Source organism: Pseudomonas sp. LBUM1664, from assembly GCF_059695895.1.
In genome coordinates this window covers 4,056,413-4,071,749 of the sequence record NZ_CP166791.1, presented here as the reverse complement: position 1 = coordinate 4,071,749, position 15,337 = coordinate 4,056,413, and the positions used below count along the sequence as shown (strand labels likewise).

Sequence of the window (15,337 nt, the reverse complement as noted above, 5' to 3'; positions counted from 1 at the left end):
GTTTCTACGAGGCCGCGTTTGATCAGAATTGATAGCCTACGCCAACGTAGTACCCCCACCCATCGGAGCGGGCGCGGAAGTTGCCATCGCCAAAGTTAAGCTCACTGCCGTCTTCCCAGTTGCCACCGTTATGGAAGTAACGGCCCGCCAGCATGAAGCGCAGATGGGTGAAGGAATACAGTAATACGTTGGTCGCGACCGTGGCGTTGGCGGTGCGGGCCGGGTTGTCTTCGTGCAGGTCCGAACCGAAATCGAAGTTGGTGAAGCCGATGTAGGTCAACGAAGCACCGTTGCTGAATTGGCTGATCGGCACGATGTATTTGAGTTGGGCGCGGTAGCCGTCCCAGGAGTATTCATTGCTGGCGCCGTAGTTTTCCCATTGATAACGACCGTAGATGTTGGCCGACAGGTTGACCCTGGAATGGGTATCGATGTCGGTGCCCAGGCCGCTGTACAACGTGTTGGCTCGGTTGGCGCGGTTACTGCCGTGATCGTAGATCCAGTCGAACGCCACATACCACTCTTTGAACGGCCCGATGGCCAGGCTGCGGCCGGTCAGGTAGTCGATGGAAATACGCGGCTCGTGCTCCATGAACACCGGCGAGCCGTGGTCCCACACGCCTGTGTCGTGGCTGTTGCCGATGTTGAAAATCTTGGGAATGTCGATGTAGCCATATAGTTCGAACGGGCCCTTGCGCCCGAAATATTCGTATTCCAGGTAAACATCGTCGGCCGGTTGCGGGCCGAAGCTGATGTCTTTGCTGCCGATGATTGACAGGTCCTGGTTGTACCAGTCCGACAGGTAGGCGCCTTTTTTAGAGGGGGTGGCTTCGGGGCTGAGAGCTTCGCCTTGGGCGGAGGTTTCGGCCGTTTCGGCTTGGCTCGTGGTACTGAGTAATCCGGTAACGGCGGTCAGTAGCAAGGAGGCTGCAAACACGCCGGGTGAAGCGCGACATTGGGAAATGAAGTGCATGGACATTCCTTATTCGTGCGGGTCGAAGCCGGTATTCCGTGATTGGGAAAAGTACGCGATCAGGTGTCCCTGATCGATTTTCGCAAACGTTTGCACAACCCATACCAGTGTTCACATATGATTGAAAATAATGGGGTTTATGTGTTTTTTCTGTCCTTTCGGTCAGTCATCCTGCCCCGGATAGTTCACTGCCGCTTGAAACGGCACCAAAGGGTGGCGGGAACGTGTGGTCGACACCCATCGCGGCGCGGCACTGAGCCGCTGGCGTTGCTGGTAGACTCGGTCATCTTGACTTACGAGAGGTATGCCCATGAGCGAGCCGATTCGCCTGACCCAGTACAGCCACGGCGCCGGTTGCGGCTGCAAGATTTCGCCACAGGTACTGGAAGTGATTCTGGCCGGCAGCGGTGCGCAAAACCTCGACCCCAAACTGTGGGTCGGCAATGCCTCCCGGGATGACGCTGCGGTATACGCCATCGACGAGGAGCGCGGTGTGGTCTCGACCACCGATTTCTTCATGCCCATCGTCGACGATCCTTTCGATTTTGGCCGCATCGCCGCCACCAATGCCATCAGCGATATCTACGCCATGGGCGGTGATCCGCTGATGGCGATTGCGATTCTCGGCTGGCCAGTGAATGTGCTGGCCCCGGAAATCGCACGGGAAGTGATTCGTGGCGGTCGTTCGGTGTGTGACGAGGCGGGTATCCCTTTGGCGGGCGGGCATTCGATTGACGCGCCTGAACCAATTTTCGGCCTGGCGGTTACCGGTCTCGTGCAAAAGCGCCACATGAAGCGCAACGACACCGCCACCGCGGGTTGCCGCTTGTACCTGACCAAGCCCCTGGGCATCGGTATCCTCACCACCGCGGAAAAGAAGGGCAAGCTGCGCGCCGCCGATGTTGGCCTGGCCCGTGACTGGATGTGCACCCTCAATAAGCCTGGCAGCCGTTTCGGCAAGCTTGATGGCGTGACGGCGATGACCGATGTCACTGGTTTCGGCCTGCTCGGGCACTTGGTGGAAATGGCCGACGGCAGCCAACTGACGGCGCGCATCCGCTACGACGCGGTGCCACGTCTGCCGGGCGTCGAGTATTACCTTGACCTGGGCTGTATGCCGGGCGGTACGTTGCGCAACTACGACAGCTACGCCAGCAAGGTCGGGCGCGTCCAGGAACTGCACAAGCGAGTGCTGTGCGATCCACAGACCAGCGGCGGCCTGCTGATCGCTGTCACCGCGCAAGGTAACGACGAATTCCTTGCGCTTGCCGTCGAGCTGGGCCTTGTGCTGGAGCCGATTGGTGAACTGGTCGAGCGACAGACCAACGCGGTCGAGGTGTCATGATGCCCCATGACGTTATCGATTACCGCGACATCTTCCTCAATGACCGGCCGATGATGGACACCCGAGCGCCCATTGAGTTTTTCAAGGGTGCATTCCCCGGTGTGGTCAATTTGCCGTTGATGACCGACCTCGAACGGCAACGCGTCGGTACCTGCTACAAACAGCAAGGGCAGCAAGCGGCCATTGTCCTGGGGCATCAACTGGTGTCCGGCCAGATCAAGGCGCAACGCATTCAGGCCTGGGCCGAGTTCGCCCGGACTCATCCTGACGGTGTGCTGTATTGCTTTCGGGGCGGCTTGCGTTCACAGATCGTCCAGCAATGGCTCAAGGACGAAGCGGGCATCGAATACCCCAGGGTCGTTGGCGGCTACAAGGCCATGCGGACATTCTTGCTGGACACCGTCGAGCAGGCAGTCGCCCAGTGCGACCTGGTGCTGCTGGGCGGCATGACCGGCACGGGCAAGACCGAAGTGCTAACCCAACTGGGTAACGGCCTGGACCTGGAAGGCTATGCCAACCATCGGGGTTCGAGCTTTGGCAAGCGCGCCACCGGGCAGCCGTCCAACATCGATTTTGAGAACCGTCTGGCGGTGGACGTGCTGAAAAAGCGCGCCGCCGGTGTCGGGCAATTTGTGCTGGAAGATGAAAGCCGCATGGTCGGTAGCTGCGCCTTACCGCTGTCGTTGTTCCAGCGCATGCAGCAGGTTCCGGTGGTCTGGCTTGAAGATAGCCTGGAGCGACGAGTCGAGCGGATCCTGCGCGATTACGTCATTAACCTGTGCGCCGAATTTGTCGCCGTGCATGGCGACGAAGGGTTCTCGCTGTTTTCCGAGCGCTTGCTGGCAAGCCTGAACAACATTCACAAGCGCCTGGGCGGCGACCGCCACCGACGCTTGATGAACATCATGGAAAGCGCCCTGGCCGAGCAGGCCAACAGCGGCGCCGTCGACTTGCATCGCGCCTGGATCGAAGGCTTGCTGCGTGAATATTACGACCCGATGTATGCGTTCCAGCGGGAAAAGAAGGGCGGGCGGATCGAGTTCTCGGGAGAGCAGGCGGCGGTGCTGGAGTATCTGAGTGAACGAGACGCCCGAAAAGGGTGATCTCAGATGTGATATTCACCGCAAAATCCCTGTGGGAGTGTTGATAGGCATTCACTTGCCTGATGTTTAAAGCAATACCGCCCCAATCAACCCGCAAACAATGCCCACCACCATGGTCAGCACCGCCACGGTCACCAGCACCCGGGCATCGAAGTCCTTACGCAGCATCAACAGCGACGGCAGGCTGATGCTCGGCAGGGTCATCAACAATGCCACGGCCGGGCCAGTGCCCATGCCCAGGGTCATCATCGTCTGGACGATCGGGATTTCTGCTGCTGTAGGAATCACGAACAGCGTGCCGACGATAGCCAGCGGCACCAGCCACAACACGCTGTCGGTCATGGCGCCGTCGACATGGGGAAACAGCCAGACCCGTGCCGCGCCCAGTACCAACACCGCCAGTATGTAGATCGGAATGGTGCTCCAGAACAGCTGCCATAAGGTCCGGCCCCAACGGACCAGGAAGGGCTGCGCGTCGACCACGCTGGCGTTGGTCACCGCTTCCACGGCCGCTTCGGGCAATACATCGGGATCGGGCCGTGCGATACGTTGAGCCACCATCGATACGCCAAACACCAGCACGATGCCCGCCACCAGTCGCAGGGCGGTGAACCCCCAGCCCAGCACGAAACCCATGAAGACCAGGGTGGCAGGGTTCAGCACCGGGTTACCGATCCAGAAGGCCAGCGCCGCTCCCACCGAAACGTTCTGTCGGCGCATGCCGGCCGCCACTGGTGCGGCGCAGCACGAGCACATCATGCCGGGCAGGGCGAACAGACCGCCGCGAAGGGTCGAGCCAAAACCGGCCCGACCGAACAGGCGCAACAGCCAGTCACGGGGAATCAATACTTGCAGCAGTGAGCCGAGGATCACCGCCAGCACCGCCGCTTTCCAGATAGCCAGGAAATACACCTTGGCGTAGGCCAGGGCCGCCGTCAGCGGTGCGGTCTGGGCATCGTTGAGGATCGAGCCGCCAATGCTGTGGTTGTCAGCGGCGACAAACGCCTTGAGGTAATAGGGCGACCATTTGACGTAATAGAGGCCGACGCACGCTACCAGCAGGAACAGGGCGGGTTTCCACCAGAACGACCAGCCCCGATCGGGAGCGGTGGAGGATGCAGTCATGGGGAGGTTCCGGGCAGTTAGAGAAGTGCTCGCATCATAACCCAGCGCGGCCTTCTCATGATCTGCACGGTTTGTGGGACGTACCGACTGGTTATGTCGGACAGGCTACCTTGCCGTTGTCCAGGCCTTGCTTGTAGCTCTTGCTGGTGAGGCTGGCCTTGCCGTTGTGCCAGGTCAGGGTCAGCACGTACAGGGAATCGAAGTCCCCCGATGCCCAGTCTTCGGTAATGGTTTGCTTCTTGCCCACGGCCTCACCGGCGACCTTGTTGATCAATTCCGGCAGGTAGCCATGGGACCAAGCGGTATAGATGATGGAATTGTGGTACTTGTCGTGCAGCAGTTCGTCAGCCAGGTCGCTGGTGTCGTTGGCCGAAAAATTGATGTTTACCGGCAAGCCGAGTTTGATGGCGCTGGGACTGATGGTCATCAGCGGGCGAATGTAGCTGTAGGAATTGTCCAGCTCACCCTCCTCGACGTTGCGGGTAGGGTTGGCCGCGAAGACGTAGTCGGCCTTGCCGAATTTTTCCGGCAGCAGGGTGGCCAGGTCGATGGCGCGGTTGAGGCCCTGGCAATTGAGCTGACCCAGGCCGCCGGCGGGTTTCTCGGCGTGGCGCAGGAACACCAGGGTCTGGACGCCATCGACTGGCTGGGCGCGGCTGACGCTGGATTCCAGCGCCAGCAGCAAGCCACAGACCACCAGCAGCGTTGGCAGCATCAGCCACGAGCGGTGTTTGAAGCGTTTGGCGAAATTCAGTGGGTTCATCATCGAATAATGTTCATCGGCACTCTCGAGGCAGGCTGACAAACCTTGGCACCGCGAAGTTTCTGGTCGCGGGTATTTTCCCTGTCGTTACGCCGCTCGATTCCGCGGGGGCATTGCTCAGAGTCTCCTGAAGCCCTTTGGTTCGATCTCGACCGAATCCCGCGCACTGTAGCGGCCTCCTTCCAGAAGATGGGGAGGATATTAGCGACAGGATGTTTCGAATTTAAGAACGGTTGGTGTGAATCCCGTTACGTGCCCATGAGACTTTTTGAATTTAGCGAATCGCCCTACATCCACCGCCTCTTTCCCTGACTTATTTCCTCCTGCATCCCCGGCAAAGTCTCGCGCTTCTTGAGTGCTGCGAGATTCCTGCATGTTTGCCCCCGACAAGCTCCTGGCTTTGAACAACACCATCGGCTTGCTGGTGATTGCCGCCATGGACCCCGAACGTCCGGATGTCGAGGCGGTGCTGGCGGACTTTCGGACCTGCCTGAACGACTACGACCGCTGGGCTGAAAGCTTCTGGGCCGGTTGGGCGCTGGATCTTGAACAGGTATTCAAGGTCGGCAGCGAGGTGTCGCTCGCGGCGCCGAAGAACCTTGATCAACCCTTCAGTACCACTGTGGAGGCTTGTCCGGCAGGCGGTCCGCTGACGCTGGTGCACATGTTTCAGGCGGCGCGCTTCGTGCCGATCGGCGATACACCGGTGATGCTGGAGCGGGTCACCGGGGGCGAACCAGGGAAGGAAACCTTCGATGAGCCGGCCCATCACGTGATCGGCCCCAGCGGCATTCTGGAAGTTCCTGACTGCTGGCGTGGCCATCGTTACCGGATCACCTTTTTCCCCTATGTGACGGCGGATCACGTCAAAGCGCTGTATGCCTCTTATCAGGACGTGATCGCCGAGCTTGAGGGGTGGCTGAAAGCGGAGTGGGAAGAATTTCAACCGTTGTGGACGGAGTTTTCCGACGCGGGGTTTCTCAAACGCTACGGCGTATTGCAGCAGGCCGATTGGCGTGGCTTTGAAAAAGCCCTGCTTGAACTGTGGGGCGACGTCAAACAGGTTTTCGGACTGCTGGCGGACCTGCAGGCCAATAGCGAAAAGCTGCTGGAATACCTGACCGAGGCCGAGCTTGAGCAACTGCTGAAAGCCTCTTCCGAAGCGATTGCCAAAGGGCTGATGGTGTTGAGCGACGAGCCGTTGCTCTTCGTTCACATGGCGGCGTTCGCCAGTTGGCTGAGGATGTTGCCACCTCAGTACGTTGCCGAGGTCGTGGGGGAGATGCGCGCCTCGGTACTGATCAATTACCTATTGATATGCTTGACCGGCGGGCTTGGGCTGGGCGTTCGGATGAGCGGCAAGGTATTGGGCCAGATTAAGTCGAGTCGGGCCCGGGAGTGGTTGCAGGCATCGAGCCAAAGGTTGGGCCAACTCACCACCGATCGCCTCAACCGGCACGCCGATGTACTGAAACCGGTGGTGATCAGCGCCCAGCATGCGCCGTTGAAGCCAGCGCCTGTCGGACCTCTGAACATCACCCGTGAACATGCGCCGCCACTGGCGGTCAGCAATCCAGCCGCCGTGGCGCGGGAGAAATCCCAAAGCGCTACGCGGCTGAGCCAATACGAACCCCACGACGACGTCCCGGCCCAATCGAAAAACCCCAACGGCGACAGTGCCGATACCGCAGCCCTGACCCAAACCAGCGGCTGCCCGGTGTCGATGGTCACCGGCGAAGAACTGCTGACCCTGGAGGACGGCACCCTCGATGGCCGGCTGCCGTTTGTCTTCACCCGCCTGTACCGCACCAGCGCGGCGGACCTGGACGTGGGGCTCGGGCGCGGCTGGAGCCATGCCCTGGCGCACCGCTTGCAGATCGAGGGCGAGCAGGTCATCTGGCTCGACCAGGAAAACCGCCGTACGACCTTTGCGCTGCCCAACGCCCAGCGCCCGGCGATCCACAACAGCCTGGCCCGCGCGGCCATTTACCTGGGCGCCGAGGCGGACGAACTGATCATCGCCCAGCCCGGCGAAAACGCGCCTTTCCTACACTTTCGCGACGGCCATCTGACCGCCCTCAGCGACCGGTACGACAACCGCCTGACGCTCCAGCGCAACATCCATGGCGACATCTGCCGCCTGGACAACGGCGCCGGGCGCTGCCTGCGCTTGCGCTACCAGCAGCGCCACCTGGTGGCCGTCGACTACCAGAGCTTTCACCCTGCCCTCACCCTGGACGAAGCCTGGCGCACCGAGCAGACGCTGGTGTCCTACCGCTACGACGGCCGTTTCCGACTGATCGAAGCGACCAACGCCGCCGGTGAAAGCGAACGCTACGACTACGACGACCAGCACGTCATCCTCCAGCGGCAATTGGCCGGCGGGGCGAGTTTCTTCTGGGAGTGGCAAGGGGCCGGGCCGGCGGCCCGCTGCGTACGGCATTGGGCCTCGTTTGCGCAGATGGACAGCCGTTACACCTGGGGCGAGGACGGCAGCGTCACGGTTCAACACCTCGATGGCAGCCAAGAGGTGTATGTCCACGACGAGCGGGCGCGGCTGGTGCGCCAGGTCGAGCCCGATGGCGGCGAGCACCTCAAGGCTTACGACGAACAGGGCCGGCTGATCGCCGAACAGGACCCGCTGGGCGCCGTCACGCAATACCGCTACGACGAAGTCGGACGGCTGGTGGCGCTGATTCCGCCCGAAGACGAGCCCACGTCCTACGAATACCGCAACGGTTTCCTGCACGCCCGTTCGCGCGGCAAAGCCGTGTGGACCTACCGGCGCAACGTCCAGGGCGACGTGATCGAGCTCATCGATCCGGAGCAACAACGCACCGGCTATGCCTACGACGCCCAAGGGCAACTGCTGTCGATCCGTTATCCGGACAGCAGCGAACATCGGTTTACCTGGAATCGCCTGGGCCAACTGAGCGAAGAAATCCTGCCCGATGCGGGGCGGCGGTGTTTTGCCTACGACGCCCAGGGGCGTTTGCTGACCCGCGAGGACGAACACGGCGCCCTCACGCACTACCAGTGGGACGCCGTGGGCCGTTTGCTGCAGACGACCTTGCCCAGCGGCGCCACCCGTGCCTGGAGCTACAACGCCTACGGCAAGGTCACCGCCGAGCGCGATGAGCAGGGGCGCATCACCTGCTACGAATACGCCGACGACCTGCACCTGATCAGCCGCCGCCTCAACCCCGACGGCAGCGAGCTGAAGTACCGCTACGACTCGGCGCGGCTGTTGCTGACCGAGATCGAAAACGAATCCGGCGAAAAATATCAACTGGACTACACGCCCAACGGCTTGATCCGACAGCAAGTCGGCTTCGACGGCCAACGCAGCGCCTATGCCTACGACCTCAACGGGCACCTGCTGGAGAAAACCGAGCACGGCGAGGATGGCAGCCAACGCGTCACCCGCTACCAGCGCGACGCGGCCGGGCGGCTGCTGGTCAAGACCTTGCCCGACGGCCAGGCGGTCCAGTACCGCTACGACGGGCTGGGCCGGCTGGTCCACGTCAACGACGGCACGGACCATCCGCTGGCTTTTGAATACGACGCCCAGGACCGGCTGGTCACCGAGCACCAGGGGTGGGGCACCCTGCGTTATCGCTACGACGCCTGCGGGCGCCTCAACCACCTGCGCCTGCCGGACGACAGCAAACTCGACTTCCACCACGCCCCGGGCGGGGCGCTAAGCGCCATCGACCTGAACGGCGCGCGCCTCACCGAGCACCAAGTGCACGGCGGTCGCGAACGGCAGCGCCAGCAGGGCCTGCTGCGCAGCCAGTACGATTACGACGAGCAGGGCCGCCTCAAGGCCCAGACCGTGTGGCAGAGCCAGCAGCAACTGATCTGGCGCGATTATGCCTACAGCGCCAAGGGCAATCTCGAGGTCCTGTCCGACAACCGAAACCGACGCCGCTACCAATACGACGCGCTGGATCGCCTGGTCCGCATCGACTATTCCCACACCGAGCCCGCGGAACACTTCGCCCACGACCCGGCCGGCAACCTGCTGATGCAGGACCGTCCCGGCCCGACCACCCTCAAGGGCAACCGCCTGCTGATGGAGGGCGACCGCCACTACGACTACGACGCCTTCGGCAACCTGATCCGCGAACGGCGTGGCAAGGCCCACAGCCTCGTCACCGAATACCGCTACGACAGCCAGCACCGCCTGATTGGCGTCACCCCGCCGGACGGCCGTGAAACGTCCTACCGCTACGACGCCTTCGGCCGACGCATCAGCAAGACGGTGGACGGCCTGACCACCGAATTTTTTTGGCAGGGCGACCAGGTCGTCGTCGAAAGCAGCCCGCACCACCACCGCAGCTACGTCTACGAACCGGGCACCTTCCGCCCGCTGGTCATGCTCGATGGACAAGGCCTCAACGCCTGCCCGTTCTACTACCACCTCGACCACCTGGGCACGCCCCAGGAACTGACCAGCTACAGCGGCGAAATCGTCTGGTCCGCGCGCTACAGCGGCTACGGCACACTCGCCGAGCTTGCGCACGGTGGCGGCGAACAGCTTGACCAACCGCTGCGCTTCCAGGGCCAATACTTCGACCCCGAAAGCGGCCTGCACTACAACCGGCATCGCTACTACAATCCCGAGACCGGCCGCTATTTGACGCCCGACCCGAGCAAGTTGGCGGGAGGGCTCAATGGGTATCGGTACACCTTGAACCCGACGGGGTGGGTAGATCCGTTGGGGTTGTCATGCCGGTGCCCTGGTGATACCGAAGTCGATGGGCCATTCAGCGAGATCGTACCGGGAGGAGGTTTGGCTGCGCATGAGGCTCGGGGTGGGCATTTGATTGAGAAACATATTGGTAGAACAGATGCACAATTAGCTCAAAGGCTGGAGGCGGAGCCGAATATCCCTGCCGCCTCGACATTTCCTGATCGAGCTACTGCTGAATCGTCCGCAGCGAGAGCGTTAGCGGCAAATGAAAAGAGAATCGAAAAATTTTTAACCAGCAAGAAAGAAAAGACGACTATTACCCATACCTTCTCCAAGCCAGTGGGGATCAGTTTGCTTAATGGCCGTACCGACTATCTGCCTGCATCGAAAGTACTATTGGTTCTGAAAAAAGACCAAAAAAGACCAGAAGGGTATTTTTTGCTAACAGGATTCCCGGAAGTATGAATACAGAATTTCCTGAGCTTCATGATTTTTTTGGGGCTTATTTTCACCAGGATTGGACATCTGAGCACGAAACCGCTGAGCAGGTCCTCGATGCTTTTCTAGCAGAGTCTGACATTGAAGATCTGAGGGCTATTCAGCAAGAACTCAATATTTTGCTCGGCAGGAAGAAAGGTGAGTTGGAATTGAGAGAGTATTTACTGAAAGAGTTGAGTTGTTACTACAGCTACTGGAACTCGTGGGGGACGGGCGAGGCGTGGTTGCGCCATATCGCTGGCAGGCTGGATTTTAAAATTGATCGTTTTGGCTGAGGTTTCAGGATCCAATCTGAATCATCTGATTTATGCTTCAGCTTTCTAGCTAACCCGTGGAATCCGCCCCATGCCCAACCTAACCCCATTCCCAATCACCCAGAAATGGCCCGCCCAATACCCTGAGTGGATCCAGCTCTACTCCTTGCCAACCCCTAACGGCGTCAAGGTCTCGATCATGCTGGAAGAGATCGGTCTGCCGTACGAGCCCCATAAAGTGGACTTCGGCAGTAACGATCAGTTGTCTCCCGAGTTCCTGTCCCTGAACCCCAATAACAAGATCCCGGCGATTCTCGACCCTCATGGGCCGGGGGATCAGCCGTTGGCGTTGTTCGAGTCGGGAGCGATTCTGATTTATCTGGCGGACAAGAGCGGCCAGTTGCTGGCCCAGGAATCGGCGGCGCGCTATGAGACGATTCAGTGGCTGATGTTCCAGATGGGCGGGATCGGGCCGATGTTCGGGCAGTTGGGTTTCTTCAACAAGTTCGCCGGCAAGGACTACGAAGACAAGCGGCCTCGCGATCGTTATGCCGAGGAAAGCAAGCGCCTGCTCAAGGTGCTCGACGGGCGTCTGGAAGGCCGGGACTGGATCATGGGCGATCGCTACACCATTGCCGATATCGCCACGTTTCCATGGGTGCGCAACTTGATTGGTTTTTATGAGGCCGGGGATCTGGTAGGCATCCAGAACTTCCCTAATGTGACGCGGGTGTTGGAGCGTTTTCTGGCGCGGCCGGCGGTGGCCCGCGGGTTGAAGATTCCGGAGTGAGCAGGCCGATGGCGAGTCGATTCGATTTCAAGCAATTGGATGTGTTCAGCGAAGTGCAGCTCAAGGGTAACCCGCTGGCGGTGGTGCTCGGGGCTGATGGGATCAGTGATGAGCGCATGGTCGCTTTTGCCAACTGGACCAACCTCAGCGAAACCACTTTCCTGTTGGCGCCGCAGCACCCGGAGGCTGATTACCGGGTGCGTATTTTTACCACGTCGACCGAGTTGCCGTTTGCCGGTCATCCGACCCTGGGCAGTTGTCACGCGTGGCTGGAAGCCGGAGGTGTGCCGAAAGGGCAGGAGATCGTTCAGGAATGTGGCGTCGGTCTGGTAAAAATTCGCCGCAGCGATTACGGGCTGGCGTTCCTGGCGCCGCCCTTGCTCAAGTCCGGACCGCTGGAAGCTGATGTGCTGGAGCGGGTGCGCAAGGGGCTCGGGTTGCAGGCCGAGGCGATTGTTGAGGCGCAATGGGTCGATAACGGCGCCGGTTGGTTGGCATTGATGCTCAAGGATCGCCAGCAGGTTTTAACGCTCAAGCCAGATTATCATCAGTTGTTGGATTTGGCCGTGGGTGTCATTGCGCCTTGGGATCGGGCTGTGGATGGCGACGACGCGCAATTTGAAGTGCGTGGTTTCATTGCCGGTGATGGCATGCCGGAGGATCCTGCCACCGGCAGTTTGAACGCGGGGCTCGCCCAATGGATGCTGGGCAAAGGGTTGGCGCCTAAGTCCTATGTGGTCAGCCAGGGGCTGACCATGGGCCGGGCTGGGCGGATCCATGTCGAGCAAATAGGGGAGGAGGTCTGGATCGGCGGTGCGGTGGTGACCTGCATCAATGGCTCGCTGACCTTGTAAGGGGATTATTGCCGGGCTGGTAACTCTCTGTTTTCCAGTCGGTGTTTGTGCCCTGTTTGACCAAGGCATAAGCTTCGTCCCCTGTTATTGAGCACCCATTTACCTAGGAGTCCCATGTCCAGCCAGTTCCCCGAAGCGCGTCCACGCCGTCTGCGCCGCAATGCGAGCCTGCGCAGCCTGTTCCAGGAAACCGAGTTCACCTTGAACGACCTGGTGCTGCCGATTTTCGTCGAAGAAGAAATCGATGACTTTGTGCCGATCAAGAGCATGCCGGGCGTGATGCGCATCCCTGAATCGAAACTGGCCGGCGAGATCGAACGATATGCCCGTGCCGGCATCAAGTCGGTGATGACCTTTGGTGTGTCCCATCACCTGGACAGCGACGGCAGCGACACTTGGAGAGCGCGCGGCCTGGTGTCGCGCATGGCCGGGATCTGCAAGGACGCAGTGCCGGAAATGATCGTGATGTCCGACACCTGCTTTTGTGAGTACACCGACCATGGCCATTGCGGCGTACTCCAGGGGCATGAAGTGGACAACGACCGGACCTTGCTTAACCTGGGCAAGCAAGCCGTGGCGGCGGCCCGTGCCGGTGCCGATGTGATCGCGCCCTCCGCCGCCATGGACGGGCAGGTCCAAGCCATTCGCAGGGCCCTGGACGAAGCCGGTTTCAGCCAGACGGCAATCATGGCCTACTCCACCAAATTCGCATCGGCGCTTTACGGCCCGTTTCGCGAGGCTGGCGGCAGCGCGTTTAAAGGCGACCGCAAGAGCTACCAGATGAACCCGATGAACCGTCGCGAAGCACTGCGTGAATCCTTGCTCGATGAGCAGGAAGGCGCCGACGCACTGATGGTCAAACCGGCCGGTGCCTACCTGGATATCATTCGCGACATTCGCCAGGCTTCGAACCTGCCGCTGTCGGCCTACCAGGTCAGCGGCGAATACGCGATGATCAAATTCGCCGCCCAGGCCGGCGCCATCGACGAAGCCCGCGTGGTGCGCGAGAGCCTTGGCGCGATCAAGCGGGCAGGGGCGGACCTGATTTTTACTTACTTTGCGATGGACTTGGCGTTGAGCGGAATCTGATTCAGCATCAGATTTTTGTGGGAGCGGGCTTGCTCGCTCCCACATGGGTCTCTGGTGACTATCGAATCGGTTGTCTTTCAAAGTTATTTTGTTGTTCTGATGAGCGACAGAACATAGCCCGTGCCCGTTTTTGATCGTATGGTTGCTCCGGGATAACAGACCTGATGGAGCAACATGCAACTCAATCGATTGATGATCAGCGTGGCTGCGTTGCTGGCCCTGGCCGGTTGCGGCAGCCGCCAGGCCCAGGAGCCTGAACGTCAGCCCGCCGAGGTCAAGGCACAGATCGTTCGATTGTTGCCGGCCAAGACCACGGATCGTGAAGGCTGGGCGAACGACATCTATGTAGCCTTCGCGGCTCAGCAGATCTCACCCACGACGCAGAATATCTGCGCTGTCATGGCTGTGGCCGAACAGGAGTCGACTTTCCAGGCTGACCCGGCGGTGCCGGGGCTGGGCAAGATCGCTCGGCAGGAAATCGACCGCCGTGCGGCGAAGGTACACATTCCGGGGGTGTTGGTCAGCGGCGCGCTCCAGGTGCGTTCGCCCAACGGCAAAAGCTACAGTGATCGGCTCAACGCGGCGCGTAGCGAGAAGGAGCTGAGTGAGATTTTCGATGATTTCATCGGCATGGTGCCGTTGGGCAAGACCCTGTTCGGCGGTTTCAACCCAGTGCACACGGGTGGACCGATGCAGGTCAGCATCGCGTTTGCCCAAGCCAATGCCAGGAATTATCCCTACGCGGTGGATGGTTCGATTCGTCGGGAAGTGTTCAGTCGTCGCGGCGGGATGTATTTCGGTATCGCGCATTTGCTGGGTTATCCGGTGAGCTACACCGAACCGCTGTATCGTTTCGCCGATTTCAATGCGGGGTGGTACGCCAGTCGCAACGCGGCATTCCAACATGCGGTGAGTCGCGCATCAGGCATTGCTTTGGCACTCGACGGCGATTTGATTCTTCCTGATTCAATCATGCCGGGCAGCACGGAGTTGGCGGTGCGCACGCTGGGCAAATCATTAGGGATGCGTAACCCGACCATTCGCGATCAGCTGGAGCAGGGCGACAGTCTGGCGTTCGAGGACAGCAAGCTTTACAAGCGGGTGTTCGAGTTGGCTGAAAACGCCGAGGGTAAGCCGTTGCCGCGCGCAGTGTTGCCGGGGATCGTGCTCAAGAGTCCGAAAATCACTCGCAAGTTGACCACGGCGTGGTTTGCCAAGCGCGTGGATGAGCGTTATCAGCGGTGCATGGGGCGGGCGGCGGGGCGTTAGCCAGTACTTAAGACCCATGAAAAAGCCCGGCGGATAAGGCCGGGCTTTATTGCGATGCGTTGGGTTCGGGCGCTGTTTGAAGCACTGTGGCGGGAGCAAGCTCCCTCGCCACGGATTGTGTTGAACAACTCATACACGGTTCTGAGTCAGACGATCGGAACCACCTTCAGCAACGCGGTTCTGTTGCAGACGATCGGAGCCACCTTCAGCAACGCGGTTCTGTTGCAGACGATCGGAACCACCTTCAGCAACGCGGTTCTGTTGCAGACGATCGGAGCCACCTTCAACAACGCGATTCTGTTGCAGGCGATCGGAACCGCCTTCGGCGACGCGATTTTCGATCAGTCGATCAGAGCCGCCTTCGGCGACGACAGGGTGGGAGGAGGCGGCAAATACGTTGGCTGCCAGAACCGAGAAAGCGATGCTGAGGATGATTTGGCGTTTCATGATGGTGTGCTCCGGGGATGCAGTGGTTTGGTGTGGAGCCATTGTTGCGCCGGGCAATCATCAAGAGAACTTCATTGACATGATGGTAAATATCGACGGCAGTGATAACGGGTTGGCCTGCTGGAGCAAGC

11 protein-coding genes and 1 pseudogene are annotated in these 15,337 nt (G+C 60.2%); 8 read left to right on the top strand and 4 right to left on the bottom strand.

The window, feature by feature from the left end; translation table 11 throughout:
- Positions 1-22 precede the first annotated feature (22 nt).
- Positions 23-973 (bottom strand): nucleoside-specific channel-forming protein Tsx, encoded by a 951-nt coding sequence (locus tag ACA047_RS18845; RefSeq protein ID WP_497351843.1) that lies wholly within the window; start codon positions 971-973, stop codon positions 23-25.
- 310 nt (positions 974-1,283) lie between these two features.
- Between ACA047_RS18845 and selD the strand changes: the two genes are divergently transcribed.
- Together selD and mnmH are read left to right on the top strand one after the other, a co-directional pair.
- Positions 1,284-2,318, top strand: coding sequence for a selenide, water dikinase SelD (gene selD / locus ACA047_RS18840; RefSeq protein WP_497351841.1), 1,035 nt, complete (start codon positions 1,284-1,286; stop codon positions 2,316-2,318).
- Positions 2,318-3,421: a tRNA 2-selenouridine(34) synthase MnmH gene (mnmH, locus tag ACA047_RS18835; protein WP_497351839.1), complete on the top strand. Its 1,104-nt coding sequence runs from the start codon at positions 2,318-2,320 to the stop codon at positions 3,419-3,421. Before selD ends, mnmH begins: the two co-directional genes overlap by 1 nt.
- A gap of 66 nt (positions 3,422-3,487) precedes the next feature.
- On the opposite strand, the gene ACA047_RS18830 is transcribed toward mnmH, so the two are convergent.
- Together ACA047_RS18830 and ACA047_RS18825 are read right to left on the bottom strand one after the other, a co-directional pair.
- Positions 3,488-4,546, bottom strand: a complete 1,059-nt coding sequence (locus tag ACA047_RS18830; protein ID WP_497351837.1) for a permease — start codon at positions 4,544-4,546, stop codon at positions 3,488-3,490.
- Positions 4,547-4,637: 91 nt separating this feature from the next.
- Positions 4,638-5,312 (bottom strand): histidine phosphatase family protein, encoded by a 675-nt coding sequence (locus ACA047_RS18825; protein WP_497351835.1) that lies wholly within the window; start codon positions 5,310-5,312, stop codon positions 4,638-4,640.
- A gap of 370 nt (positions 5,313-5,682) precedes the next feature.
- Here ACA047_RS18825 and ACA047_RS18820 point away from each other — a divergent pair, with 370 nt between their 5' ends.
- From ACA047_RS18820 to ACA047_RS18795, 6 genes are all read left to right on the top strand, one after another.
- Positions 5,683-10,470, top strand: a complete 4,788-nt coding sequence (locus ACA047_RS18820) for an RNase A-like domain-containing protein (protein WP_497351833.1) — start codon at positions 5,683-5,685, stop codon at positions 10,468-10,470.
- Positions 10,467-10,778, top strand: coding sequence for a contact-dependent growth inhibition system immunity protein (locus ACA047_RS18815; RefSeq protein WP_497351831.1), 312 nt, complete (start codon positions 10,467-10,469; stop codon positions 10,776-10,778). The genes ACA047_RS18820 and ACA047_RS18815 overlap by 4 nt, the downstream gene beginning before the upstream one ends.
- A gap of 70 nt (positions 10,779-10,848) precedes the next feature.
- Positions 10,849-11,547, top strand: a complete 699-nt coding sequence (locus tag ACA047_RS18810) for a glutathione binding-like protein (protein ID WP_497351829.1) — start codon at positions 10,849-10,851, stop codon at positions 11,545-11,547.
- 8 nt (positions 11,548-11,555) lie between these two features.
- Complete coding sequence (locus ACA047_RS18805; protein ID WP_497351827.1) at positions 11,556-12,401, top strand: PhzF family phenazine biosynthesis protein; 846 nt, start codon at positions 11,556-11,558, stop codon at positions 12,399-12,401.
- 114 nt (positions 12,402-12,515) lie between these two features.
- Positions 12,516-13,490 (top strand): porphobilinogen synthase, encoded by a 975-nt coding sequence (gene hemB, locus ACA047_RS18800; RefSeq protein WP_497351825.1) that lies wholly within the window; start codon positions 12,516-12,518, stop codon positions 13,488-13,490.
- 174 nt (positions 13,491-13,664) lie between these two features.
- A complete protein-coding gene (locus ACA047_RS18795; RefSeq protein ID WP_497351823.1) occupies positions 13,665-14,759 on the top strand; it encodes a DUF1615 domain-containing protein in 1,095 nt (364 codons plus the stop codon).
- Between the two features lie 132 nt (positions 14,760-14,891).
- Here the strand turns inward: ACA047_RS18795 and ACA047_RS18790 are convergent.
- Positions 14,892-15,206: pseudogene (locus tag ACA047_RS18790) on the bottom strand (phage infection protein); the annotation flags it as partial.
- Positions 15,207-15,337: the final 131 nt, after the last annotated feature.